Genomic DNA, 26,553 nt, shown 5'->3' with positions numbered 1-26,553 from the left:
GGAGCTGCTAAGCCATCCTTTTTTTAGATAAATTTTTTTGTCTAAAAAACAATAAAAACTAAGTTTTACAGGTAAAACAAATAAAGTTCCAGCAGGACGCTGGAACTCAATCAAGGATGTAGAGATGAAAAAGACTTCATTGATCATGGCATTCATTGCACCGCTTACGCTGGGGGTAAGCGTCAATGTATTTGCAAAAGATTCATTGCTTGAATGGAAAAGTGATGATGGTACCGATTCATTAAAGTTAGGTGGGGTGGTTCGGTTAAATCAACGCTATGAAGATTGGGAAGGGCCAAACCGTGGTTTTGGTAAGCTCCATTTTGATATTTTCAGGGTTGATCTCAAAGGTAAATTTGATGATGCCTATATCAATGCCAGCTATATGTTTCAAGACCAACAGAAAACGTCCATTGAAAAAGCATATGTTGGCTATAACTTAGATGCCAATAACAGCATCGAAGCGGGGCTAGTCTATAAACCTTTTACGATTTATCCTTATCCGCAAAATGGCTGGACCTATCACATTCCATTCTTTTTAGGTTATGGCAATAACATTGCACCGGGGATCAACTGGAATTATCACAACAAAGATTGGGATGTAAAACTCGGTTATTATCCTCAAATGTTAGAGACGAACCTGCGTTATTCCCCTGAAAGTGCAACTTATGATGACTTGGCAGGAAATGCATTTCCATCTCAAAAAGCCTATCAAAATGAAAAGCGCAATCAGGTGAACACCCGCATTGTTCGCAAGTTAGAAACTGATTTCGGTAAACAAGAGTTTGGCGTGTCGGGTGCAATTGCCCAGCTACATAATGACATTACTGACAAAGACGGCAAATATTATGCAGTCGGTTTGCATACCGAAAACAACTATAAGCGCTTTAACTTACAAAGTTCGGTCATTCATTATCAGTACGATGCTAAAAATCCGGATGGTGTAAATAGTGATATGACTTTGATGGGAGCGAATGGCCTTACGCCTGCTTATTTCATTGCTTCGGAAGGTACGATTGCCAGTTTAAACCTTGCCTATACGTTGCCTGTGACCAATATGGGCAAGCTAAAAGCCATTAAGTTTTATAATGACTATAGTTATCTCGATAAAAAACGTGATGATTGGTCAGATTCGCAAATGAATACCACAGGGATGATGTTTATTGCTTCACCATTTATGGTTTGGGCAGATTATACGTGGGGTAAAAATTCGAACATCATTGGTGGCTCGACTAATTCAACAGGATATACCTCTGCAACTTCACCAAATAGTGATAAATGGCTATACCGTATTAACTTTAATATCGGGTTTACTTTCTAAAGTAAGCAGCAATAAAAAAACCACGCAATTGGCGTGGTTTTTTATTTAATAAGTGAAAATTTTTAATACCTGTTTTTTTCGAACTTATTCCAAAACACAAAGGCAGTCACAAAGGCCAAAATGGTTAGCGCGAAAATATAATACATCGCACCAATATCACTATATTGACTGAGCCAATGAACTAAAGGCAGGGTCATACCACCAACAATTGCATACGATAAATTATAAGAAAATGAAATGCCCGAAAAGCGAACAGGCGCGGGGAACATTTTAACCATACTGCTCGACACCATGCCGACAGTACCAGAGCATAGACCCAACAACATATATAAACCAAAAATGGTTGAATGTGCCGCGTGTCCCAAACTATTATAAAAAACTGCTGCTGTGAGTGCCACGGCAAGCGCACCGACCATCATGACTTTGCCACAGCCAAAACGGTCAGCAAAATAGCCTGCCAAAATACAGCCGACCATTTGCATGACAATGGCTGCACTTTGCATTTCAAAAGTTTGAGAACGCTCAAAGCCAAACGTACCAGTTAATAAATTTGGCATGGCTAAAATCACCACCACCACACAACCTGTTAAAAACCATGTAAATAACATGCCAATCGCAACAGCTGTTTTATGCGTTTTTAACACTTGTTTTACAGGCATTTCTTTTGAGATTTCTTTACGAGCTTGCATGGCTTTAAACACAGGCGTTTCTTTTAAATAAGTCCGCAAATAAAGTGCAACCAGACCAAAAATACCACCTGCAATAAAAGGTATACGCCATGCCCAGTCATGGATTTGTCCTTCACTAAAATTCAGTGAAATCCATAAAGACATCAATGCACCCAATAAAATTCCTAAAGACAGCCCAGCGGTGAGTAAACCATTTGCCAGTCCAATTTTTCTTTCGGGTACGTGCTCAGACACAAATGTCCATGCGGCTGGAATTTCACCCCCAATCGCAATACCTTGTACCACACGCATAAGCAATAAAAGTAGTGGTGCCAAATATCCGATATTTTCAAAGGTAGGCAATATCCCGATAAACAGGGTAGGCAGCGCCATCAGTAAAATAGAAAGTGAAAATAATTTTTTACGCCCGACCAAATCACCAAAATGGGCCATGACAACCCCACCTAAGGGCCTAAAAAAGTAACCTGCTGCAAAAATACCGTAAGTGTTGAGCATGGCCCAAAACGGACTAAGTGTGCTGGGGAAAAAGAGGTCGGAAATGATTTTGGCGTAAAACACATAAATCACAAAATCATAAAACTCTAAAGCTCCACCCAATGAAGAAAGGGCGAGGGTTCGTTTATCTTCTTTATTAAGATAGTTCGCATCCTGCAAAGTTAATTCCTGATCCATTTTTTACTTAATTGTTGTAATTGAAGTTTGGATATTAATGGAAAAGTGAAGTAAAAGTAAATGGAGGAAATTTGTTCTATGTGGCAACGTCGATTGGACTTGTTCAGATCAAAAAGCTTTAAAACAAAAAACGCTTTAGATGAAACAAAAACAGATGTAGGAATGGCTTTTCTTTTGTTTCGTTCAGCGACACAATAAAACTTGTTATAGCCAGTTTAATGAGAGAGTCAAAGGATGAGTGTAGTTTTACCTGTCGCGAAGCGTGGTGAAGATATTTTGAAACTGACTGCGGCCCCTGTGTCGGCAAATGAGTTAAACAGTAATTGGCTTTATCAGCTTGCTGACGCTATGCATGCGACAATGCTTGAGCGTAATGGAGTAGGGATTGCTGCACCGCAAGTGTATATCTCTAAACGCGTCATTATTGTGGCGTCTCGTCCAAACCCACGTTATCCCGATGCACCTGAAATGGAAGCAGTGGTCATGGTGAATCCTGAGATTTTAGAGTTCTCAGACGAAGTTTGTTTAGGTGAAGAAGGTTGCTTAAGTGTGCCAGACGAGCGGGGGCAAGTTGAACGCGCAGAAATGGTTAAGGTTAAATATTTAACACTTCAGGGTGAAGCAGTTGAAATGATTTTCCATGGTTTTCCTGCTCGTATTGTTCAACATGAAGTCGATCATTTAAATGGGATCTTATTTGTAGAAAGAATAATCTAATCTTTAGTTTAAAGTTTTGAAAAACCTATAATGAGCTTGAAAAGGATAACTCATCGGAATTAGAATACTTATATCGTGATATTTAAATCATTACAAAAGATATAATTTTAATATTATCAGCAGGTTGTGCTGAAATTTTGCGCGATGTTGTAAATCTCCTCATTTAAGGTTACTGACCATGAAAACCCCTCTCCCAGAATATTTGGCAAATGTTATAGAAGCCTGTGACATCGATAACAGCGGTCATCTCGCCGATTATATTCCTGAGTTGGCAAATGCAAACCCAAATCGATTAGCTTTAGCAATGTCTACGGTAGATGGTGAAATTTATTCGGTCGGCGATGATGATGTTGAATTCACCATACAATCAATTTCTAAACCATTTGTATATGCCTATGTTTTACAACAGCTTGGCATTGATGCAGTACTTGCGAAAGTAGGGGTAGAGCCTTCGGGGGAAGCCTTTAATGAAATTTCATTAGGTAAAGACGGCCGTCCCAAAAATCCGATGATCAACTCTGGCGCAATTACTGTACATTCCTTGATTCAGGTTAAACATGGTTTGCATAGCGCAGAAATCCTACGCCGTTTTATGAGCGAGCTTGCTGGTCGTGAATTAAGTTTTGATGAGTCTGTTTATGATTCGGAAGTCAAAACAGCCTATCGTAATCTTTCGATCGGTTATATGTTGCGCACGGTGGGGATTTTGGAAACTGACCCTGTTGATATTGTGAATGGTTACATTCGTCAATGTGCGATCATGGTTACAGTTAAAGATCTGGTACGCATGGGCAGTGTACTTGCCAATGGCGGGGTCGACCCTAGAACTGGAAAACGCCTATTAAACCGATCTGTAGTTAGACAAGTGCTCAGTGTCATGATGAGCTGTGGCATGTATGATGCCGCGGGTGACTGGCTTTCAACTGTAGGTATTCCTGCTAAAAGTGGTGTAGCAGGGGGGATTTTGGGTGTGCTACCGGGGCAGGTCAGTATTGCTGCTTTTTCACCTCGACTAGATGAGCATGGTCATAGTGTTCGAGGAATCGATATTTTAGAGCGATTATCTCGTGACATGGGATTACATCTCATGGAAGGTACGCCTTCTGCCCAGACCATTGTACAAAGTCATTACCGTACAGGAAAAGATGCATCATTAAGTGTGTATGTGCTTCGGGGTGTATTGAAATTTACCGAAGCTGAAATGTTGTTGCGTATTTTACAAGACGAGACAACTGATCAAAGCACAATCGTTATTGATTTAACCCAGATTTCACTTATCCACGATGTGGGTAAACGTATGTTTTTAGAAGGCGTAGATCGTCTGATTGATGATGGTCATACTCTTGTTTTAGTTGATCCTGAACAGCGCTTAGACCATGCCAGAACCGCCAAAGATCGAGAACTTCATGTCTATCATGATTTCGATGATTTATTGGAAAAACATGAGATCCGCACTAAAAAAAAGACTTATAGCGACATCGTGGCACTTCTAAACTGCTGAGGTGTTTTTCCTAGATGTCGCTTAAACATCGCACTGAATGCGCTGGGGTTTGTATACCCCAGTGACTCTGAAATTTGGGCAATAGATTCGCCATTCGCGATTTTACTCAAGGCAAGTGCAATATGCATTTGCTGTACCCATGCTCGATAAGACAGCCCAGTTTCTTTTTGGAACATACGCATTAAAGTTCTAGAGCTCGTACCAATATCATCAGCCCAATCTGTTAAATCTTTTGAATGGTCAGGAGTATGTAATAACTCTTGGCAAATTTTTAAGAGTCTTTTGTCTTTCGGCCACGGAATCTGAATAGACAACAAATTAGCGCGATGGATTTCTTCAAAAATCAAAATTTGTAAAGAACGGGAAAGCTCTTGAGAGGTCGCTGTATTTGGAGTGTCTTCTCTTTCAATTTCATTTAAACGAATTAAGAGTTCATGCAACAGATTGCTTACCCGAATAATAAAACAATCTTGTCCCATTAAAGCTGCTGCATTTACTTCAACCAATGCCGTATTTAACTTCACGTGACTCAGTGAAATCACGCTGTGTTCTACATGTGCTGGAATCCATAAGGCACACATGGGTGGAACAATCCAAACATGATTAGGTGTAAAAACCTGAATAGTTCCAGTAGAGGCATATAAAAACTGCGCACGTGTATGCGTATGGGTAGGCGTAATTTCTCGGTAAGAATGCTCAGAAGATAGCCCAATCACAAGTTCAGACAAATCAGACTGAATAAGAGAATCGGACATAAACTATCCTAAAAATTGTCACTTATACGATGATTGTTGGAAGATAACTTTATAAGCGACAATTTACAATAAGCATCTCATTTAAAAATATTGGAGTTTTTCAGGTATGACGTCTTCAATACAATTGAAAGATGGTATTGCCAATACCGTTGCAAATGATCAGCCTCAAGGAATGATTATTAAAATTGTAGGCGCCGTGGCAGTCGCACATTTACTGAATGATTTAATTCAGGCGGTGCTACCAGCCATCTATCCAATGCTAAAAGCAAACTTTTCGCTGAGTTTTGCGGAGGTTGGCCTAATCTCGTTTGTATATCAAATCACAGGTTCACTGCTACAGCCTTGGATTGGACTTTATACCGATAAACATCCAAAACCATATCTTCTTCCACTTGGAATGGTTGTCACATTCTGCGGCATTATCTTGTTAGCATTTTCACCAAGTTTTGCTGTGTTGTTATGTGCATCTGCGCTTATTGGGGTGGGGTCTGCAACATTTCATCCAGAAGCTTCACGTGTGGCACGAATGGCATCGGGCGGGCGCTTCGGTACAGCTCAGTCGACTTTTCAGGTGGGCGGAAACACGGGTACAGCCATTGGTCCATTGTTGGCAGCTTTACTGATTGTCCCTTTTGGACAGCATGCAGTTGCGGGCTTGGTGATATTTGCACTTTTGGCGATTTGGGTTTTATTTGGTGTAAGCCGTTGGACAGTGAGCCATGCTAAAAGTCAGGTGGTTGCACGTGCTACCCAAGCACATACTAAATTGCATGGTCGTAAGCTAATTATTGCTTTGAGCACAATTAGTGTGTTGATGTTTGCCAAATTTACCTACATTGCTAGCATTAGTAACTACTTTACCTTTTACTTAATTCAAAAGTTCCATATCAGTATTCAAACAGCTCAGTTGCATTTATTTGCCTTTTTGGCAGCCGTTGCTTTAGGTACATTTGCAGGTGGTCCAATTGGTGACAAAATTGGCCGTAAAGCAGTGATCTGGGTTTCATTTATTGGTATGGCACCGTTTGCATTAATGATGCCGTATGCAAACTTATTTTGGACAACAGTTTTCTCAATTATTGCAGGTTTAGTGTTGTCGTCTGCTTTTGCTGCAATGGTGGTTTACGCACAAGAAGCTGTTCCGGGCCGTGTGGGTATGATTGCAGGTTTAATGTTCGGTCTTATGTTTGGGGTAAGTGGTATTGCCGCAGCTGGGTTAGGGCATTTAGCGGATATTAACGGCATTGAATGGGTATTTGGTTTATGTTCATTGTTGCCATTACTTGGTTTTGCAACCGCATTTTTACCCAACACAAAAGTAAAATAAATGAAAAGACTCTCCGCCATATTTAGCTGAGAGTTTTTGTAATATGAACATAGCCTCATTGAAAAGATTATTTTTGAACACCAAACTTAAATACGGTGACACTGTTATAAGTTTGATTTGGGTTTAAACGTGTAGAAGGGAAAGCTGATTGATTCGGGCTATCTGGAAAATGCTGTGTTTCTAATGCTAGCGCATCTGCTTGTCGATAGAGTACGCCATTTGCACCAGTAACATTTCCGAGTAAATGATTGGCTGTATACATTTGAATGCTTGGTTCAGTAGTTAAAACCTGCATGGTCCGTTTAGATTTTGGATCAACTACACTAGCTGCAAGATTGAGTTTCACTTGAGACTTTTGATTAAGTACCCAAGTTTGGTCATAGCCATATCCATAGGCCAATTGCTGATTATTCGCTCGAATATCTTTCGCAATCGTCTTAGGCGTCCGAAAATCAAAAGGTGTACCTGCAACTGAAGCAATTTCACCTGTTGGTAAGGAGTTTTGGTCGGTTACTAATATACGGTCTGCATTGAGTTGTACCACATGATCTAGTACACCATAAGGATTATTGCCAGCGCCTGATAAGTTGAAATAACTGTGGTTGGTGAGGTTGACGACTGTCGGTTGATCAGTTTTGGCTTTATATTCAATCTGGAATTCATTTTGATCTGAAAGACTGTAGATCACTTCCACATCTAATTTTCCCGGAAAACCTTGATCACCATTTGGACTGGTCAACTTAAGAGAAGCTTTAACGGTTTCACCTTTAGAAACCAAGGGCTTAACTTGCCATACACGTTTATCAAAACCAGGATTGCCGCTATGTAATGAGTTCGGGCCATTATTTTTTTCAAGATTATACGTTTTTCCATCTAAGCTAAATTTAGCATTACCAATCCGGTTCGCATAACGACCAATTAATCCGCCAAAATGAATACCTTCCTTAGTATCAGTGACTTCATAGCCTTTTAGATCATCAAAACCTAAAACGATATTATTTTGTTTACCTTGGGCATCGGGAGTCAAAATTTGTGTAATTACACCACCGAAGCTAATAAAAGAAACTGTGACTCCTTTGTTATTGCTCATGGTGTATAGATCAACTTTTTGACCGTCTTGAGTCGTACCATATGGTTTTGTATTTAATGTTGCTGCATTTGTAAGTTGTGCAAAGCTATAAATCGTAACACCTAAAATTGCTAATTTTTTCATGTTTATACTCTATTTTTAATAGTAAGACTGGATGAATATAAGATTGATTTTTCATCTTTTTAAAGAGGTTTTTATTATATGTAGTGTTAATAATAATCGATTAGTTAATGTTAAATATTGGAAAAACTGGTTCAATTTATGCTTATAAAGAAGCTAATCTTATGAGTAAAACTCAACGGTAAGCTATTTTTATGATTCATCCCGACTCGGTTTTAAAATTTTCACTTGGTCTAAATAGTCTCTCGTTTGATGTAGACAGCCAACACATTCACCTTGAGCAGGGCTTAGGTTTTATTAATTCAAAAAGTATTAGCAATGGTGTTATTGATGAGCTTGCGATTGAAAAGATGATTTATTTCATTGAAGAAATCATCGAGTCAAAACCCCTCAGAAATTTAAATATAAGTGGTGTAGCTGTTACCTCTGATGCTGTTATGATACAACTGAGTCAGTTATTTTTTAATACTAAAAAGCAAATCAGCCGTACTGAGCTTGAGCATGGTTTTAATAGTTTTATTGAGCGTTTGAGTTACTACACGAATCAAGTGGCTCCAAATCCGCTTTATATTTTTACCTACTTTGTATTTATTCGAGAGATGATGCATCACTTAAGAATTGAGCAAATTCAGATCCTTTAAGAAATGATTTCTCAGCCTGCCAATTCATCATGAATCCAGTTTAAAAATAGCTCAATTTTAGGAATAAATTGGTGGGTTCGTGGATATACCAAGTGATGAGCAGAGATTGGAATCGATAGCTCATCTGCAAAAACTCTAACCAACTTTCCAGATTCTAAGTAATTTTGAGTAAGCAAATTACTTTCCAAAACAAAACCTAACCCGTGTGTGGCCGCCTCAAGTGACATATAAGAGCGGTCAAAACTCAAAGTGTAAGGAAACTCAGGAATGCTTAAACCCTGATGGGCAAACCATTGGGGCCAAGTAACTAAGGTTGAACGCGATAAAATCAGATCCTTCTTTAATAAATCTTGAGGTTTATAAACCGGACTACGTTCCAGCAGCTTAGGGGACGCAAGCACTTCAAGCTTTTCATTACGAATCGTTCTGATTTCTACCCCTGTCCAGTTGGGCAAACCATGACGAATATCGATATCGATCTTGTCGCGGGTAAAGTGCAAATTTTCATAGGAACATGACAGATTGACCTGAATCATTGGGAACTTCTCTTTAAATGACTCGAGGCGAGGGAGCAACCAAAGCAAACCAAAACTTGGGGATGAATGAATATATAAACTGTCTTTAGGGCTTTTATCGGCAGCTTTTTCCGTGGCTAACATTAGGTTATGCAAAATGGTGGTGACATCTTGAAAATAGCGTTCACCAGAAGGGGTCAGCGTCACACCACGGGCACCACGAATAAATAAACTCTGCCCAATCATTTCTTCAAGCTTAGCAATTTGATGACTCACTGCTGAAGGCGTGAGATTCAAATGCTCGGCTGCCTTGGCAACATTGCCGAAACGGGCGGTTTGTTCAAAAGCCTGTAATGTTTTAATTGAGGGTATTTGGTTGAAATTGTTTTCACTGCTATCCATGAAATGATCCGTTTTTATCCCTAAAACTTATTTGAAAATAGCATAGGCATGAATTTTTTTCATGTCTTGTTGAATTCGAGATGATTGCTGGGCTTTGTGAAAAAAGAGATTCTAAGTCAGAACTCAGGAAATAAAGCGTAAAAGAGGATTGAATATGTTACTACAAGGAAAAGTGGCATTAATTACGGGTGCAGCATCAGAACGTGGAATTGGGCGAGCAACCGCAGAAATCTTTGCACAACAGGGTGCCAAAGTCATTATTGTTGATTTAGATCTTGCTCAAAGCCAAAACGCTGCAAAGGCGCTTGGTGAAGGACATTTAGGCCTTGCTGCAAACGTTGCGAACGAAGAACAGGTCAGAGTAGCTGTTGAACAAGCATTACAGCACTATGGCAAGATTGATATTTTAATTAACAATGCTGGTATTACTCAGCCAGTTAAAACACTCGAAATCCAGCGCAATGACTATGACCGCATTTTAGATGTTAGCCTACGCGGAACACTGATTATGTCGCAAGCTGTTATTCCATCTATGAAAGCAAACGGTGGCGGAAGTATTGTCTGTCTATCTTCAGTTTCAGCACAACGTGGTGGTGGTATTTTTGGCGGGCCACATTATAGCGCTGCCAAAGCAGGCGTGTTAGGTCTGGCAAAAGCGATGGCTCGTGAGTTTGGTGCTGATCAGATTCGTGTAAATTCTCTTACTCCAGGTCTAATCCAGACTGATATTACTGGCGGTTTAATGAATGATGACCGTCGTCATGACATTTTGGCAGGTATTCCTCTCGGCCGCTTAGGTAAAGCGCAAGATGTTGCAAATGCAGCATTATTTTTGGCAAGTGATCTGTCAGCTTACTTAACTGGTGTCACACTCGATGTAAATGGTGGCATGCTGATTCATTAATCGCTCACCATTTCAAAACTAAAAATAGAATGATGGTCACAAGAGGATACTGTGGCCAAATGTAAAGGGATTCGCATGATGGATACAGTATTTTCATCTGAAGTAGATACGGCGGTTCGTAAATCTGCCTATCGAAAAATTGCATTTCGGCTCATGCCATTTTTAATGCTTTGTTATTTTTGTGCCTATTTAGATCGAGTAAATGTGGGTTTTGCCAAACTCCAAATGATGAGCGATTTACAGTTTAGTGAAGCTGTATATGGACTAGGCGCAGGGATTTTCTTTATTGGTTATTTTCTTTGTGAAGTACCAAGTAACATTGTACTTCACAAAGTAGGTGCGAGACGTTGGATTGCCCGAATCATGATTACATGGGGCATTTTGTCAGGCTGTTTTGCCTTTGTTCAAACCGAATGGCAATTTTACACCTTACGTTTTTTGCTTGGTGTTGCTGAAGCTGGGCTAGCTCCGGGTTTGTTGCTCTACCTCACTTACTGGTTCCCATCTTACCGCCGTGCGCGCATGACCGTACTCTGGTTTATCGCGATTCCAATTTCAGGAATGATTGGTGGACCACTTTCAGGCTTGATCATGGACCGAATGAGCGGTGTACATGGTTGGTTTGGATGGCAGTGGATGTTTGTAATTGAAGCCATTCCTACTGTACTTGTTGGCCTGCTTGTACTTGCTGTTTTAAAAGATTCAGTTCAAGACGCCAACTGGTTAACCCAAGACGAAAAGAACTTGGTGAAGCAAGAGCTTGCTCAAGATAACCAGCACAAAGAAGGTCATGCTAGCGTCAAAGAGTTCATCGCAGATAAACGCTTATGGCTACTGGCAGGTATTTACTTTTGTGTCGTGATGGGGCAATACGCCATTACATTTTGGCTACCAACTCTCATTCGTAACTCGGGCATTAGTGATAACTGGCATATCGGTTTGCTCACAAGCCTGCCTTATATGTGTGCCATTGTGGTCATGATTTTGGCAGGGCGTAGCGGTGACCATTTCCAAGAACGCCGCTGGCACTTAATTATTCCGATGTGTGCAGGCGCTATAGCACTCACATTTGCGACTTTATTCGCTTCAAATCTAACACTCTCTTTAATTTGTCTTTGCATCGCAGCCTCAGGTGTGCTGACGGCATCCTCTTTATTCTGGATGTTACCGACCAACTTTTTGGGTGGTGTTTCCGCAGCGGCAGGTATTGCAGCAGTGAATAGCTTCGCCAATCTTGCAGGATTTTGCTCACCTTATTTAATCGGTTGGGTCACTACCAACACAGGTTCAAATGCAATCGGTATGTTCTTAATCACAGCAGTATTAATTTTCGGTGCCAGTTTGGTTCTGCGTGTTCCAGCAAAACTGGTTAATCGTTAACAAGGAATAGTAAATGACAATGTTAAATGTTGATAAAGCAGGCCAAATTGCCGAGTTGCAACAACGTGCCTACCACATTCGCCAACATGCTTTACGTATGGGGCAAGTACAAGGCCAAGGCTATGTTGGACAAGCCTTAGGTGCAGCAGATTTGCTAGCAGTATCTTATTTCCATGCGATGAAATATCAGCCAGAAAACCCCGAATGGGAAGGCCGTGACCGTTTTTATCTCTCTATTGGGCATTATGCAATTGCACTTTATGCAGCCTTAATTGAAGCAAAAATTATCCCGCTTGAAGAACTTGAAACCTACGGTGCAGATGACAGTCGGTTACCGATGTCGGGTATGGCTTCCTATACACCCGGTATGGAAATTACAGGTGGTTCATTGGGTCACGGTCTTGGAATTGCAGTCGGCGCATGTTTAGGAATAAAACAGAAAAAATCAGATGCTTTTGTCTATAACTTACTGTCCGATGGAGAGCTAAATGAAGGTTCAACGTGGGAAGCCGTAATGTCTGCTTCTCATTGGAAACTAGATAACTTGATTGCCATCATTGATGTGAATAATCAGCAGGCAGATGGACATTCCAGCGAAATTTTAGCGTTTGAGCCGATTGTTGATCGTTGGCAGTCATTTGGTTGGTACACCCAACGTGTAGATGGCAACAACATGGAAGCTTTGCTTGAAGCATTCGATCAAGCGCGAAACCATGAAGGAGCATGCCCACGCGTCATTATTTGTGACACCAAAATGGGTAAAGGCGTGTCGTTCTTGGAAAGCCGCGAAAAAACACACTTTATTCGTGTTGATGAACATGAATGGGACGATGCTTTAAATATTTTGACCCACTACGGACAGTAAGGAATACACCATGAGCCAGTTAGCCAATCCTCCTAAGAAAAAACTAACCACTTCTGCAATGATTGCTTCTATTGCTGCCGAGGGCCAACCGACTAAACCAGCTCCATTTGGACATGCACTGAATGCCTTGGCAAAAGAGCGTGACGATATCGTAGGTTTATCAGCAGATTTATCAAAATATACAGACCTACATATTTTTGCCAAAGAAAACCCCGACAAGTTTTTCCAAATGGGCATGGCAGAACAACTTTTGATGAGCGCAGCAGCAGGACTTGCTCGTGAAGGATTTATTCCTTTTGCGACGACCTATGCCGTGTTTGCATCACGCCGCGCCTATGACTTTATTTGTATGGCAATTGCAGAAGATAACCTGAATGTCAAAATTGTGGCAGCACTTCCAGGGCTAACCACGGGTTATGGCCCAAGTCATCAGGCAACAGATGATATTGCAATTTTCCGTGCTATGCCGAACTTGATGGTCATCGATCCATGTGATGCCTTAGAAATCGAACAGGCGATTCCTCAGATTGCCGCGCATAATGGGCCTGTATATATGCGTTTATTGCGTGGTCAGGTTCCGTTAGTGCTCGATAAATACAACTACCAGTTTAAATTGGGTAAGGCACAGGTGATTAAACCCGGTAAAGATTTACTCATTATTTCCACTGGTCTATTGACTATGCGTGCGCTTGAGGCAGCCGAAGAGCTTGAAAAAGAGGGCATTGAGGTCTCAGTGCTGCATGTGCCTACGATTAAGCCTTTAGATGAACAAACTATTTTGGCCGAAGTCGCTAAAGGTGGGCGACCTGTTTTAACTGCCGAAAATCACTCAGTCATTGGTGGGTTAGGAGAAGCTGTTGGCTCACTACTTCTAAGAAATGGTCAACATCCTCGTTTTGACATGATTGGTTTGCCAGATGCATTTTTAGATGCAGGCGCATTACCCACTTTGCATGCTCGATATGGTATTTCAACTGAAGCAGTTAAAGAGAAGATTAAGTCACATTTGAAATAAAAGTAATGTGTACTTGATATAAATAGTATCGGAATAAACTCTTTGAAATTCTTCAGTTTATAAAAATTAAAGGGCTACTGAAAATAATCCTCTTAATAGATTTCATTTTAATATTTATATATTAAAAATTTAGGCTAGATTTAATATCTAGCCTAAATTTTAGGCCTAAGCTGACATAGGTAGTAAGTATTTATTTAATGATAAATATCCTATAATTTGATTTTTTATTAATTTGAGCAGAGTTTGTATAGAGTTTTTAATTTCTAAATATTCTGCATAAGTCCATCCATTTTTCTTGCTACCATGAGCAATATTATTTCTGAACTCTAATAATTTATTTAAATTGCTAAGATCACTTTCAGAAATACATGTATGATCAAAACCTAAACGGAAAAAAATTTTTTTGAGTACAGGAGGTTTTAGATTAGACTCTACATCAACTATTTTATCTACTTTCAGCTTTACTTTAGTCAACATAATATTCTGTATCACTTCAATGAATTCAGTTCTACGACAAAGTTCTTTAAAATCAGGATCATATTCTTTATTGAATAAAGGGTGTTTTTTATCAGGATTTTTTAATGCTCCAAATGTAGAGTCCAAGGAACTAGCTACCAAATTTGGTATGGTTTTTGAACAATCTAGATCAAGCGAGTTTATTTGGTTAGCACATTTTGTGAGCATTAATTTTGCATGCCCTTCAAAATGAGAATATAAAAGTAAAATTAAGGGTTTTGTCTTAATCATTTGTAAAGACTCATCTTGAGTTTTATTTAGATCATTTTCGAAAAAACGTAATTCTGTTTCTCTCCAAGATAAGTCTTGTTCAAACTCTGATAAAGTTTCATCTAAATTAATCAAAATTAATCTCCAATAATCTTGATGAAACAAAATCAATACGTTCATTTAATTTGTTTTTTGTATTTTTACCACCACCTGTAGTGATAGGCTTAAAATCTTTATTTAACTTAATGGATATTAATTTCTCGCTAATTTTAGCTAAATGGTCAGGGTTCTCACAATCAACTACGTTAATAATTTTTTGTAAAGCTAAGCTGATACTTTCATACTGATAAATAGAAAAGTTTTCATGAATTGAATCGAAATTTTTTGAAGCTTGCCCAAATACTTTTGAACCCAATGTCTTATTTAATATTTTGAAGGTTTTAGCAAAAATAGCCTTTTCAATATTGTAATCAAATTCTATAAAATGTATGTCAGAATCAGGTAGTGATACACGCTCCATATATTCATCAAGAAAATCTGCAATATCATGAGTATAATTTTCTCTGAAATTTTTAAATGCTAAAAATCTTAATATAAGTTCTTGTTTGTAAGCATTTATAGTTTTAGCCTCAGATATATTGCATGTCGTATCTTGAAAATCCTGATTCTCAACTACTTCATTAAGAAAGTTAGGGAAACTTTCATTTAGGATTCGAATAGTACAATTTCTAAGTTCTTGATCTTCTAAACCTTCTCCACCAGTATTAAGACGCTTAAACATGTGATATCGAATTAATTTATTGCTTTCTTTGCGAATTACTTCCATTCTTATAAATGATCGCTTTAATCTAATTTGATAAGAGGTAGGTAATTCATCAAAAGTAAAACCATTTAATTCTTCGATAACATCACAATCAGATAATTTTAATTTGTCTTTATCTTCAATATTATTATGTGTTGCACCTACTAATTCTCCTCTTAAATGTAAATATGAGGAAATTCTTTGTAAACCATCGATTAATTCATATTTACCATCTTCAAGCTCAATAACATAAATAGGTGGTACAGGCATTTCTAAAATAAGAGATTCAATAAAGCGTGATTGCTTACCGTTTGACCATCGAAATAATCGTTGAAAATCAGGTGAAATGTTTAACTCATTACTTTGATACATATCAAGAATTTCATTAAAAGACACATCCAAATGTGTCGTATGTATCTTGGAAACTTTTTCTTCAATTATCGTTACTAGTTGACTTGGATTAATTTTCATATATAACCTTCTATTTTTTTAAGATAATAACACTTTCAAAATTTTGTTTTTTAGAAACATATTTTGAAGAATTTTTATTAATATTGGATAAAGATCGAATTGGAAAATCCTCACGCTTAATAAGATTAAAACCAATATTAATAGACATTTCACTTAAATGAGTTGCGATATCATTAAAAACTTCTTTATAGTAAGAGTTTTGTACAACTAATACGAAAGTTCCATTAAATTTTAATACTCTATATATTTCTTCCAAAGAATTAAACATATTAGAGAAGTATTGAATATGATTTTTATAATAATATGTATTGGATGCTCTGGATTCATGGTTTTTTATTAAATTAATGAAATTGTTGCAACTATTACCCCATATAATATTAGGATCAGATATTTGTTTATCAACGGTTGTTGTTCCAATAATACTTCTTCTCAAGTCTTTAAATTCATAATTTAGACGATAGTTTAAAATTGCTAGCTCAGGCTTCATTGAAACTGCATAATCTATTCTTGTGCAGTAAGGAGGTGATGTTAGTACAAAGTCGATAGATTGATTGGTTAATGGAAGAGATGTGGATGAACCTATATAAAAATTTGTATTAACATTAGAAATTGAATTGCAGTTAGATTTTTGCTTTTTAATATATTTTTTAAGTAATTCACTATATTCCTTTAGAATATAGTGTTTATCAATATTTATTTTGTCTTCTTCAAATTTTGCAATTTTAATCCATGTTGGATTAGATGAAGAAAAATTTTCTTTAACTATTTTTTTTGTTAAAAGAAATAAAACTGTTAAATAAAAACACGTTTCTTCAGAATAGTAATTTTCTGGGTTTAGAAGTTTATCATATGCTAAAGTTATCTCCCTTTGTAAATTTCTAAATATTTTACATGTATCTTCATGAAACCATTGTTTAAGTGGTTCCTCTTCATCAATACTTTTATTAAAATCAATTGTATGTAAAAAATTATCATTAATATTGGTTAGATTTTCATAAGTAACCAAAGATGCTCTACTTATAATAGTCATAACTGGATTAATATCTATTCCAAATGACTGCAAATTTAATGTATTTGCAATTATATTTGTGATTCCAGTTCCAGCCCAAGGGTCTAAAACAACAGAATTTTGTGAATCTATACCTTCTAGAATAGATTTAACAAAATATTTAGAAAAGCCAGCATAGTAAGGGTACAAACCTGCACCCTCAATTTGCTCATGTGAATTAAGTTTAGCTGTATTTAAATTCATAAATTATACAATCGAGTCATCTAAATTCGGACCTAACCAACGCTTCGCTTCATCAAGTGTCCAGCCTTTACGTTTTGCGTAATCTTCAAGTTGGTCTTGTGAGATTTTACCCACGTTAAAGTATTCACTTTGTGGATGAGAATAATAGAAACCACTCACCGAAGATGGTGGCATCATTGCAAAGTGTTCAGTCAGTTTAGTACCGATTTTGTCGGTAGAACCTAACCAGTCGAACAAAACCGCTTTTTCAGAGTGCTCTGGGCAAGCAGGGTAACCCGGTGCAGGGCGAATACCGACATATTTCTCTTTAATCAGTTCTTCATTGCTAAGCTGCTCATCCGCTTTATAGCCCCAGAACTCTTTACGAATACGTTCATGTAAATGTTCTGCAAAAGCTTCGGCAAAACGGTCAGCTAATGACTGCACTAAAATTGCAGAGTAGTCATCACCTTTAGCTTTGTATTCATTTGCCAGTTCTTCTGCACCAAAAATCGATACAGTGAATCCGCCTAAGTAGTCTTGTTGCTCACGATCCTTACGAATGTAATCTGCCAAAGACAAGTTCGGTTTACCTGTCACTTTGTCAGATTGTTGACGTAAGTGCTCAAAAGTATGCGTAACATTTTGACCCGCTTCATCAAATACGCTCACTGTGTCTGCGTCAGTGCGCTGTGCAGGGAACATACCGAATACGGCACGAGCATCAAAACGGTTGTTGTCGATAATATCTTTCAACATCACTTGAGCTTGGTTGTACAACTCTGTTGCAGCTTCACCAACCACTTCATCTTCTAAAATTTTCGGGAATTTACCTGCCAAGCTCCAAGAAATGAAGAATGGTGTCCAGTCAAAATACTCTACAAGGGTTGCAAGAGGGTAGTTAGTGAGAACTTGTGTTCCTAAAAGATTTGGTTTTGGTGGTACATAGCTTTCGTCAATTTTAAAACCGTTTTCAACTGACTCAGCATAGGTCAATTTTGCAGCTTTTGGCTGTTTGTTGGCTAAGCGCTCGCGAATCTTGGCATATTCAGCACGGTGCTCTGCAATAAAGTTTCCACGCATTTCTTTCGAAAGGAGAGTGGTTGCAACACCCACAGCACGTGAAGCATCGGCAACATAAATCACAGCATCGTTTTGGTACTGAGGATCAATTTTTACTGCAGTGTGTGCTTTAGAAGTAGTCGCACCACCAATTAATAAAGGAATGTTAAAGCCTTTGCGCTGCATTTCTTTCGCAACAAATACCATCTCATCTAAAGATGGAGTAATCAAACCTGACAAGCCGATGATGTCACATTTTTCATCAATTGCAGTTTGTAAGATTTTCTCGCAAGGGACCATCACGCCAAGATCAACAATGTCATAACCATTACAGCCGAGTACTACACCTACAATATTTTTACCAATATCGTGTACGTCGCCTTTAACAGTTGCCATCAGGACTTTACCTTTAGATTGGCTACCTGTTTTTTCAGCTTCAATGTACGGGTTGAGCCAAGCCACAGCTTGCTTCATAACACGTGCAGATTTCACAACCTGTGGTAAGAACATTTTGCCCGAACCGAACAAGTCACCAACCACGTTCATACCGTCCATCAAAGCGCCTTCGATTACATCTAAAGGACGTTTGGCTTTGAGGCGAGCTTCTTCGGTATCTTCATCAATGTAAGTGGTAATACCTTTAACCAACGCATATTCAAGACGTTTTTCTACAGATTCATTACGCCATTCAAGGTTCTCGGCTTCTTTGGTAGCACCGCCTTGTCCGCGGTATTTTTCCGCCACTTCAAGTAGTTTCTCGGTTGCAGCCTGACCAGACTCACCTTGGTTTTGGTTTAAGATGACATCTTCAACTGCTTCTTTTAGCTCGGCTGGAATATCATCATAAATTGCCATTTGGCCGGCATTCACAATACCCATGGTCATGCCTTGCTTGATCGCATGGTATAAGAACACAGAATGAATCGCTTCACGAACGGGCTCGTTACCACGGAATGAGAAAGAAACGTTCGATACACCACCAGAAATCATGGCATGAGGTAAGTTTTGTTTAATCCAACCTGTGGCCTCAATGAAGTCGACGCCATAGTTATTGTGCTCTTCAATACCTGTTGCTACTGCAAACACGTTCGGGTCAAAAATAATATCTTCAGCAGGGAAGCCTACATCGTTAACCAAAATGTCATATGAGCGTTTACAGATTTCACGCTTACGTGCAGCAGTGTCTGCCTGACCTGTTTCGTCAAATGCCATGACAATAATCGCAGCACCATATTGACGGCACAGGCGAGCTTTTTCTACAAACTCGTCATAACCTTCTTTTAAAGAAATCGAGTTAACTACAGGTTTACCTTGTACGCATTTTAAGCCAGCTTCAATGATTTCCCATTTTGATGAGTCGATCATGATTGGCACACGTGAAATATCTGGCTCAGAAGCCACAAGGTTTAAGAAATGCACCATCGCATTTTGCGAATCGAGCATCCCTTCATCCATATTAATGTCGATAATCTGTGCGCCAGCTTCCACTTGTTGCTGTGCAACTTCTAAAGCTTCAGCAAAGTTTTCTTCACGGATTAAGCGTAAGAATTTTTTCGAACCTGTAACGTTAGTACGTTCACCCACGTTAACGAACAATGAGTCATCATAAATATTAAATGGTTCTAAACCACTCAAACGGCATGCAGGTACAGTTTCAGGAACTTGACGAGGGGAAATATCTTTTACCGCATTGGCAATCGCACGGATATGATCAGGTGTTGTACCACAGCAACCACCAGTAATATTAATTAAGCCACTTTCTGCAAATTCTTTTAAGAATGCTGCAGTTTGCTCTGGTGTTTCATCATATTCACCAAAAGCGTTTGGTAAGCCCGCATTTGGGTGCGCTGAAACAAAGGTATCTGCTACATCGGAAATAGTTTTTACGTGAGGGCGCATTGCATCTGCACCAAGCGCACAGTTAAAACCAATCGATAGTAAGTCACCATGACGTACAGAGTTCCAGAATGCTTCTGCAGTTTGACCTGTTAAGGTACGACCCGATGCATCGGTAATGGTCCCTGAAATCATAATTGGTAATTCGCGACCAATTTGTTTAAAGACTTCTTTAACCGCAAAAATCGCAGCTTTACAGTTTAATGTGTCAAATACGGTTTCAATCAAAATGATATCTGCACCGCCTTCAATCAGCGCATGAGTCGCTTCAATATAGTTTTCTTTTAGCTCATCAAAGGTAATGTTACGAAAGGCAGGGTCATTTACATTAGGTGAAATTGAACAAGTACGTGATGTTGGCCCAAGCACGCCTGCAACAAAACGCGGTTTATCTGGAGTCGAATACTTCTCACACGCTGCTTTGGCCAAACGTGCTGCTTCACGGTTAATCTCTGGAACAAGATCTTCCATGTGGTAATCCGACATAGAAACACGTGTGCCGTTAAAGCTGTTGGTTTCAATAATGTCTGCACCAGCATCAAGATAAGCTTCATGAATACCTTGAATGATTTGAGGTTGTGTCAGAACTAGAAGGTCATTGTTACCTTTTAAGTCATGTGCCCAATCGGCAAAACGCTCACCACGGTAGTCAGCTTCTTCCAATTTATGGCGCTGGATCATAGTTCCCATTGCACCATCAATAATCAGAATGCGTTTAGCAAGAAGCGCTTTTAGGGTGGCAAGCGTAGACATAGAAAACCCCGATCTTTTATATGAATTTAAAAATGCGGCGCTATTGTAACAGAATAGTTGCGCAATTGATGACCTATAACGATCCATCATTCACTGTAATAGATTCATTAAAAAACGGCTTTTATGACAAATGAAGACTGTTTTTTCATCAAATATTCATAAAATGATCATGATATTGAAATATTTCATCTCCAATATCCGGTTTTATGACAGTTGTGGTGTTTAAAAAGTAGTCGTTCAGGTAATTTTTTAGATATTTTTGCTTCAAAAATCGTCATAAAATAGATGGGTGGGGATTTATGTAAATTATTGTATTTAAATAAAAAAATAAAAATCATAGAGGAAAGGTGCATCAAATGAGGTCAAAATGTGAAAAATTGACTTCATCAGGCGCCGCTTTGTCATATAATTGTCATAATTTAATTTAAGAATACAGAGGATTTTTTTATCCTCTTACCGTCTGCATGAATTCTAATCTACCCCCTGTTTCGGATTCAAAACTTGCGGCAAACCTGCAAGTCAAATCGACGAATGTACATGTCCCGACACCTAAATTTTTTATGCCGGTGTTTCTGACGATTATTGTTGCAACACTTATTTATATTGGATTTCAGGTGAGTGCGGATTTAGCGCATGTACCACCTTTGAGTCTTTATTCAGTTATTCTTTTATCAACTGCACTCTTGATTGCTTTAGGCTTTGAGTTTGTAAATGGCTTCCACGATACTGCAAATGCAGTGGCAACAGTGATTTACACCAATGCTTTACCAGCACCAGTTGCAGTCATGTGGGCTGGTTTTTGTAATTTCCTTGGGGTAATGGTTGCAAGCGGCGCAGTCGCTTACGGCATTATTGCATTGCTGCCTGTTGAACTGATCATGAATATGGGTAGCGGTGCAGGTTTCGCAATGGTTTTTGCATTGTTGCTCGCTGCAATTCTTTGGAATCTTGGTACATGGTTCTTAGGAATTCCTGCGTCTAGCTCTCATACTTTGATTGGTTCAATCTTGGGTGTGGGCATTATGAACCATCTATTGAGTGCATCGACTGGCGTAACGACCAGTGGTGTTGATATGGATCAGGTGATTAAAGTCGGTAAGGCATTATTATTTTCACCTTTAATTGGTTTCGCTTTTGCAGCGATTGTATTCTTGTTGGTTAAAACTATTTTTAAACGCCAAGTAGAATTATTCCAACCACCGGAAGGTAATAAACCACCACCAGCAATCATTCGTGCAATTTTGATCTTTACCTGTACAGGTGTAAGTTTTGCACATGGTTCTAATGACGGTCAAAAGGGTATGGGACTCATCATGCTGATTTTGGTTGGTCTGGTACCATTGGCTTATTCATTAAATAAAAATCTTGATACACAACAAGTTCAATCATTCCATCAGCTTTCTTCTCAAACTGCCGTATTGTTGAAGCAAAATCAGCCAGAATTAACTGATGAAAAAGCACGTGTTATTCTGACTAAATATATTCAAACTAAACAGCAAACTCCAGAAGTCGTGCCTGCATTGGCAAGTATGACTGACCACTTGGGTGAGCGAGTTTCTAGCTATAACAACTTAAAAGATATTCCTGAAGCTGCAATTAGTGAAATTCGTAATGATATGTATTTAAGCACCACGACGTTTAAGCGTTTGGATAAAGCGGATGCTTTACCAAAAATGGATCAATCACAAGAAAAACTTGTGAAAGAATACCGTAGTAGCTTAGATTCATTCTTACAATACATTCCGACTTGGGTAAAAGTAGCTGTTGCTTTAGCACTTGGCCTAGGCACAATGGTTGGTTGGAAACGTATTGTGGTAACTGTTGGTGAGCGTATTGGTAAGCATCACATGACTTATGGTCAAGGGATGTCTGCTGAACTTGTTGCAATGAGTACAATTGCAGCTGCTGATGGTTTAGGTATGCCGGTTTCAACAACGCATGTTTTAAACAGTGCTGTTGCGGGTACGATGGTTGCGAATAAATCAGGTTTAAACTTTAATACAGTTAAAACAATTTTATCTGCATGGGTATTTACTCTTCCTGCAACAATCTGTTTGTCAGGTGGTTTGTACTGGTTATTCTTGCAGTTTGTATAAAAGCATTTAAAAAAATTAAAGCCACTGTTCACAGTGGCTTTTTTATTTGTTTAGTTTTTAAAGTTGAGACTATTTTTCATATATATTCATCTATAAATTAATAAGTTGTTATAGGCCATTAAGCAGCTTTATAGGCTGGGCTTAAACTTTTATATCAGGATATATTATGAATGCGGTTCAAATAGATCAGTTAAAACAACAATTTCCACTTATTGAAACACTTCAAGCCTATCAAGAGACATTTTGGTTTACACCTCATCGATACCCTTTAAAAGAAGCTTTAGAAAAAGTTGGACTAACTGCTAAGGACGTAAGTGAAGCAGAATCAAGACTAGCGCGTTTCGCACCTTATTTGGCGAAAGTATTTCCTGAAACTCAAGCACAACATGGAAAAATTGAATCAGATATTGTTGAAATTGCTCATATACAACAAGCGCTTTCTTCAGCAAAACAAGTACAATTTAATGGAAAATTCTGGCTGAAAAAAGATAGTCATTTACCTATTTCAGGCTCCATAAAAGCACGTGGTGGCATTTATGAAGTGCTCACACATGCAGAAAAACTTGCCATGCAGGCAGGGTTACTCAAACCAGAAGACGATTACAGTAAACTCGACCAAGACGCATTTCGAACATTTTTTTCTAAGTATCAAATTGCGGTAGGTTCTACAGGCAACCTTGGGCTTTCGATTGGTATTATGAGTGCCAAACTCGGCTTTAGAGTCACTGTTCATATGTCGGCTGATGCTAGACAGTGGAAAAAAGACAAACTACGTTCCCTCGGCGTTAACGTTGTAGAATATGCCAGTGATTACGGAGTAGCTGTTGAAGAGGGACGAAAAGCCGCAGAGCAAGATCCTCACTGCTTTTTCATTGATGATGAAAACTCAACCACATTATTTTTAGGTTATGCCGTTGCAGGAATACGCCTAAAACAGCAATTTGAGCAAAAACAAATTAAAGTCGATGCTGAACACCCCTTATTTGTTTATTTGCCGTGTGGCGTCGGTGGTGGGCCGGGTGGGGTGAGTTTTGGATTAAAACTGGCTTTTGGTGAGCATGTACATTGTATCTTTGCCGAACCCACACATTCGCCGTGCATGTTACTTGGTGTCCACACAGGTTTGCATGATCAGATTTCAGTTAATGACATTGGCATTGATAACGTTACTGCGGCAGACGGGCTTGCGGTAGGGCGTGCTTCAGGTTTTGTTGGACGTGCTATGCAACAGTTAATTGATGGCTATTACACCATTCATGATGAACGTTTATATGAGCTTATTGCGCTTTTAAATCAAACTGAGAATATTCAGCTTGAGCCTTCTGCGGCAGCAGGTATGATGGGGCCGTATTATGTTCAGACGACTCCTGCTTACTTGGCTTTACACCAGTTAACAGTTGAGCAGTTGCAGCAGGCAAATCATGTGATATGGGCTACTGGGGGCGGTATGGTGCCGCCTGATGAAATGCAAAAATATCTATCACACTTTCAACGTAAATAAAGACATATTAGAAAAAAGCCCAATTCTAGGATTGGGCTTTAATCAAATTATTTTTTAGATGATTTTCTAAAAGGGAGTTTTTCTGTAGCAAAACCATAAATTGCAGCGAAAGGTAGGGCAGTCCGTGCTAAATAAGCGACACGCCATAATCCACCGTGGTTGGCACCTTCCATCATCAGTTCAAGCGGATGATCCAGTACAGTTTCAGGATTCGCTACTGAAGACTCATTTCTTAAGTCATGAATCCAGAGTGCTGCCATAATGGCATTAGTGGTTTCAGGACTAAATGCTTCTACATCAAAAAGCTCTGCGCCATTAAAAGCAGCTTTCAATAGTGGATTTTTAGTTACTGAGTGAGTCGTTGTCGATGGAGCAATATTAATGCTAACGCGTTGGCCTTGATGGCGGGCCAAAATAGCACGCCATTGTTGAATACGTTTTGCCAAAGCATAGTTTGGACCTTGTTCAACCACTAAACAGTCTGCAATACCATAAGTTTTGCCATTCTCACACTTAATCAAGTCTTGGTATGGTGCTTGAAAAAAACGATTGAGCGAAAGCGTAGAAACACCTTTCACTGCCAATTTTTGCATTTTTGTGCGGGATTTAAATTTTTGTTGTGCGGCCTCGGCAACTTCTTTAGGTACTGCATAAACATCAGTTGGCGTGCACATAAACATAAGGCTGGTATCGGACTTATGCTCGCTCACGAATTGCATGATGCTATCCATCGCCATGGAAACACGTACATGCTTTTCACCATCTAAATAGGCGATTGCAGCTAAATCTAATTTTTGTGGAAACTGAACCAACCACTGTGCAATTTCAGGTAGTTGGGTGAGTAAATTTGCTCCCAACTTATCTTTTAATTCAGAGGCTTTTGCCGATGCATTCACTTGTTCTACAGTTGGTGTAATGAGAGTAGCATTCCCTTGTTGAATCGTATTTAAAATTTTGCCCCAGACTCGTGAGTTTGGTAAATCTACGGCAACAATATTCGCTTTCCATTTTGCTAACCAAGGCAGTGGTCCTGCTTCTGAGGCTGCACCAAATAACACCATTGTACGGTCAGATAAATCGAACCATTCAGGATGAGCAATAGCTTCACGAAGTGCTTTTGCATGACTTGGCTCAACAATACCAGTCTCTTCCCAGCGTTGAATTTGGTCCAGTAAGCTTTGTCCACTCAGCTTTTGTCCTTTATAAGGAACATACCACTCCGGTGCTGCATCACTTTCACCTTTAAGTTTTACTGTATAAAGCGGCTTGGATGAAGCAATATGAACGGCATCTTTTAAAAGGTAATGTTTACCATCACGATAATAATCAAAAATATGGTGAGCTTTATGCAATCCTTGCTTCGCGATAGTAATGGGGTTGTTGATATTAGAAATCCCTTGTTTAACAAGTGCTTTAAAATATACAGGATAGTTTTTTCGCCAGTTTTTTTCATTCAACACTTGTTGTGCGGTTTTATTATCTACAATAGATAGGGCCTCCGACAAAATCTCTTGACCTGTAAGAGATGTACTTTGTTTTTTTGTTGAGGCGTTTACCGGAAATTGCAGACCTTCGACTTGACTTGTGCTGGACATAAAATATCTCGTTTATACGACTTGGTTAATATACAGATGTATACATTATCTATGCCAATGAAAGGAAACGAGTGGCAATAACTGACAAAATAATATTGATTATTTATGTGATGAAACGTGAAAGAGAAACTTATTATGATAAATTCATCTCATTTTGATCTTAATTTTTTTCACATTTTTAGAACATTTTTATAGACTTACGTTACATAAATGTTTATTTTGTATTAAGCAAATACATCGGTTTTAGCCTGAAGGTAAAATGTTCAAAATGTATCAATAATAGAGATACAGAAATGATTAAAAACTAGACTTTTTTCTTAAGGAATAAGGAAAGTCGGACGGAATAAGAAAGAATTGGGGTGAAACTAGATAGAAGACAACGTAAGATTGTCTTTTAAAAATCTTGGGGATATGGTGACTTTTTTACACCATAATTTTCTAGTTTCATCCCATCTATTTTTGGGTTGGAACCCTCCATTTTTAGTATTCAATTCAGTACAGGATTG

20 protein-coding genes are annotated in these 26,553 nt (G+C 38.7%); 11 read left to right on the top strand and 9 right to left on the bottom strand.

From position 1 onward, the window contains the following. The first annotated feature begins 124 nt into the window (after positions 1 to 124). Positions 125 to 1,321 carry a hypothetical protein gene (locus tag KTJ10_RS10020; RefSeq protein ID WP_262441930.1) on the top strand — a complete coding sequence of 399 codons (1,197 nt, stop codon included), beginning with the start codon at positions 125 to 127 and terminating at the stop codon, positions 1,319 to 1,321. Positions 1,322 to 1,383: 62 nt separating this feature from the next. Here the strand turns inward: KTJ10_RS10020 and KTJ10_RS10015 are convergent, their stop codons facing one another. Further along, entirely contained in the window at positions 1,384 to 2,682 is a 1,299-nt protein-coding gene (locus KTJ10_RS10015; protein ID WP_017399054.1) for an MFS transporter, read from the bottom strand. Between the two features lie 234 nt (positions 2,683 to 2,916). Here KTJ10_RS10015 and def point away from each other — a divergent pair, with 234 nt between their 5' ends. Next, positions 2,917 to 3,399: a peptide deformylase gene (gene def, locus KTJ10_RS10010; RefSeq protein WP_016144602.1), complete on the top strand. Its 483-nt coding sequence runs from the start codon at positions 2,917 to 2,919 to the stop codon at positions 3,397 to 3,399. A 178-nt stretch (positions 3,400 to 3,577) separates the two neighbouring features. Then, positions 3,578 to 4,900 (top strand): glutaminase, encoded by a 1,323-nt coding sequence (locus tag KTJ10_RS10005; RefSeq protein ID WP_262441929.1) that lies wholly within the window; start codon positions 3,578 to 3,580, stop codon positions 4,898 to 4,900. On the opposite strand, the gene KTJ10_RS10000 is transcribed toward KTJ10_RS10005, so the two are convergent. Further along, positions 4,867 to 5,655 carry an AraC family transcriptional regulator gene (locus KTJ10_RS10000; RefSeq protein WP_262441928.1) on the bottom strand — a complete coding sequence of 263 codons (789 nt, stop codon included), beginning with the start codon at positions 5,653 to 5,655 and terminating at the stop codon, positions 4,867 to 4,869. The genes KTJ10_RS10005 and KTJ10_RS10000 overlap by 34 nt on opposite strands. Positions 5,656 to 5,761: 106 nt before the next feature. Between KTJ10_RS10000 and KTJ10_RS09995 the strand changes: the two genes are divergently transcribed. Further along, positions 5,762 to 6,982 carry an MFS transporter gene (locus KTJ10_RS09995; protein WP_032063159.1) on the top strand — a complete coding sequence of 407 codons (1,221 nt, stop codon included), beginning with the start codon at positions 5,762 to 5,764 and terminating at the stop codon, positions 6,980 to 6,982. A 67-nt stretch (positions 6,983 to 7,049) separates the two neighbouring features. Here KTJ10_RS09995 and KTJ10_RS09990 read toward each other — a convergent pair whose 3' ends face one another. After that, the gene (locus tag KTJ10_RS09990; protein WP_262441927.1) at positions 7,050 to 8,195 is read right to left on the bottom strand and encodes an aldose epimerase family protein; all 1,146 of its coding nucleotides are present in this window, start codon (positions 8,193 to 8,195) and stop codon (positions 7,050 to 7,052) included. 191 nt (positions 8,196 to 8,386) lie between these two features. On the opposite strand from KTJ10_RS09990, the gene KTJ10_RS09985 reads away from it, so the two are divergent. Beyond that, the gene (locus KTJ10_RS09985) at positions 8,387 to 8,833 is read left to right on the top strand and encodes a hypothetical protein (RefSeq protein ID WP_262441926.1); all 447 of its coding nucleotides are present in this window, start codon (positions 8,387 to 8,389) and stop codon (positions 8,831 to 8,833) included. An 11-nt stretch (positions 8,834 to 8,844) separates the two neighbouring features. Here the strand turns inward: KTJ10_RS09985 and KTJ10_RS09980 are convergent, their stop codons facing one another. Continuing rightward, positions 8,845 to 9,720 carry a LysR substrate-binding domain-containing protein gene (locus KTJ10_RS09980; RefSeq protein WP_079284341.1) on the bottom strand — a complete coding sequence of 292 codons (876 nt, stop codon included), beginning with the start codon at positions 9,718 to 9,720 and terminating at the stop codon, positions 8,845 to 8,847. Between the two features lie 184 nt (positions 9,721 to 9,904). Here KTJ10_RS09980 and KTJ10_RS09975 point away from each other — a divergent pair, with 184 nt between their 5' ends. The 4 genes from KTJ10_RS09975 (at position 9,905) to KTJ10_RS09960 (ending at position 13,914) form a co-directional block, all read left to right on the top strand. Beyond that, positions 9,905 to 10,654: an SDR family NAD(P)-dependent oxidoreductase gene (locus KTJ10_RS09975; RefSeq protein WP_262441925.1), complete on the top strand. Its 750-nt coding sequence runs from the start codon at positions 9,905 to 9,907 to the stop codon at positions 10,652 to 10,654. 78 nt (positions 10,655 to 10,732) lie between these two features. Beyond that, positions 10,733 to 12,034 carry an MFS transporter gene (locus KTJ10_RS09970; RefSeq protein WP_057068489.1) on the top strand — a complete coding sequence of 434 codons (1,302 nt, stop codon included), beginning with the start codon at positions 10,733 to 10,735 and terminating at the stop codon, positions 12,032 to 12,034. 19 nt (positions 12,035 to 12,053) lie between these two features. After that, positions 12,054 to 12,899, top strand: coding sequence for a transketolase (locus tag KTJ10_RS09965; protein WP_262441976.1), 846 nt, complete (start codon positions 12,054 to 12,056; stop codon positions 12,897 to 12,899). A gap of 10 nt (positions 12,900 to 12,909) precedes the next feature. Then, positions 12,910 to 13,914: a transketolase family protein gene (locus KTJ10_RS09960; RefSeq protein WP_262441924.1), complete on the top strand. Its 1,005-nt coding sequence runs from the start codon at positions 12,910 to 12,912 to the stop codon at positions 13,912 to 13,914. Positions 13,915 to 14,079: 165 nt separating this feature from the next. On the opposite strand, the gene KTJ10_RS09955 is transcribed toward KTJ10_RS09960, so the two are convergent. The 4 genes from KTJ10_RS09955 to metH are packed head-to-tail and all read right to left on the bottom strand — an operon-like array spanning position 14,080 to position 20,855. Next, positions 14,080 to 14,775: an MAE_28990/MAE_18760 family HEPN-like nuclease gene (locus KTJ10_RS09955; protein ID WP_163049926.1), complete on the bottom strand. Its 696-nt coding sequence runs from the start codon at positions 14,773 to 14,775 to the stop codon at positions 14,080 to 14,082. Beyond that, the gene (locus KTJ10_RS09950) at positions 14,768 to 15,913 is read right to left on the bottom strand and encodes a DUF262 domain-containing protein (protein WP_262441923.1); all 1,146 of its coding nucleotides are present in this window, start codon (positions 15,911 to 15,913) and stop codon (positions 14,768 to 14,770) included. Before KTJ10_RS09950 ends, KTJ10_RS09955 begins: the two co-directional genes overlap by 8 nt. A gap of 10 nt (positions 15,914 to 15,923) precedes the next feature. Continuing rightward, the gene (locus KTJ10_RS09945) at positions 15,924 to 17,165 is read right to left on the bottom strand and encodes a site-specific DNA-methyltransferase (RefSeq protein ID WP_262441922.1); all 1,242 of its coding nucleotides are present in this window, start codon (positions 17,163 to 17,165) and stop codon (positions 15,924 to 15,926) included. Between the two features lie 3 nt (positions 17,166 to 17,168). After that, positions 17,169 to 20,855 carry a methionine synthase gene (metH, locus tag KTJ10_RS09940; protein ID WP_262441921.1) on the bottom strand — a complete coding sequence of 1,229 codons (3,687 nt, stop codon included), beginning with the start codon at positions 20,853 to 20,855 and terminating at the stop codon, positions 17,169 to 17,171. Positions 20,856 to 21,319: 464 nt separating this feature from the next. Between metH and KTJ10_RS09935 the strand changes: the two genes are divergently transcribed. Both KTJ10_RS09935 and KTJ10_RS09930 read left to right on the top strand, forming a co-directional pair. Beyond that, positions 21,320 to 22,951 (top strand): inorganic phosphate transporter, encoded by a 1,632-nt coding sequence (locus KTJ10_RS09935; RefSeq protein WP_161281807.1) that lies wholly within the window; start codon positions 21,320 to 21,322, stop codon positions 22,949 to 22,951. A gap of 166 nt (positions 22,952 to 23,117) precedes the next feature. After that, positions 23,118 to 24,452 (top strand): D-serine ammonia-lyase, encoded by a 1,335-nt coding sequence (locus tag KTJ10_RS09930; RefSeq protein WP_262441920.1) that lies wholly within the window; start codon positions 23,118 to 23,120, stop codon positions 24,450 to 24,452. Positions 24,453 to 24,499: 47 nt separating this feature from the next. Here KTJ10_RS09930 and KTJ10_RS09925 read toward each other — a convergent pair whose 3' ends face one another. Next, positions 24,500 to 26,047: a hypothetical protein gene (locus tag KTJ10_RS09925; protein ID WP_262441919.1), complete on the bottom strand. Its 1,548-nt coding sequence runs from the start codon at positions 26,045 to 26,047 to the stop codon at positions 24,500 to 24,502. Positions 26,048 to 26,553: the final 506 nt, after the last annotated feature.

It is taken from the genome of Acinetobacter sp. WU_MDCI_Abxc222 (assembly GCF_025514755.1).
GTDB classification, from domain to species: domain Bacteria; phylum Pseudomonadota; class Gammaproteobacteria; order Pseudomonadales; family Moraxellaceae; genus Acinetobacter; species Acinetobacter geminorum.
The sequence above is the reverse complement of the archived record's forward strand: the minus strand, read 5'-3'. Positions and strand labels throughout refer to the sequence as shown.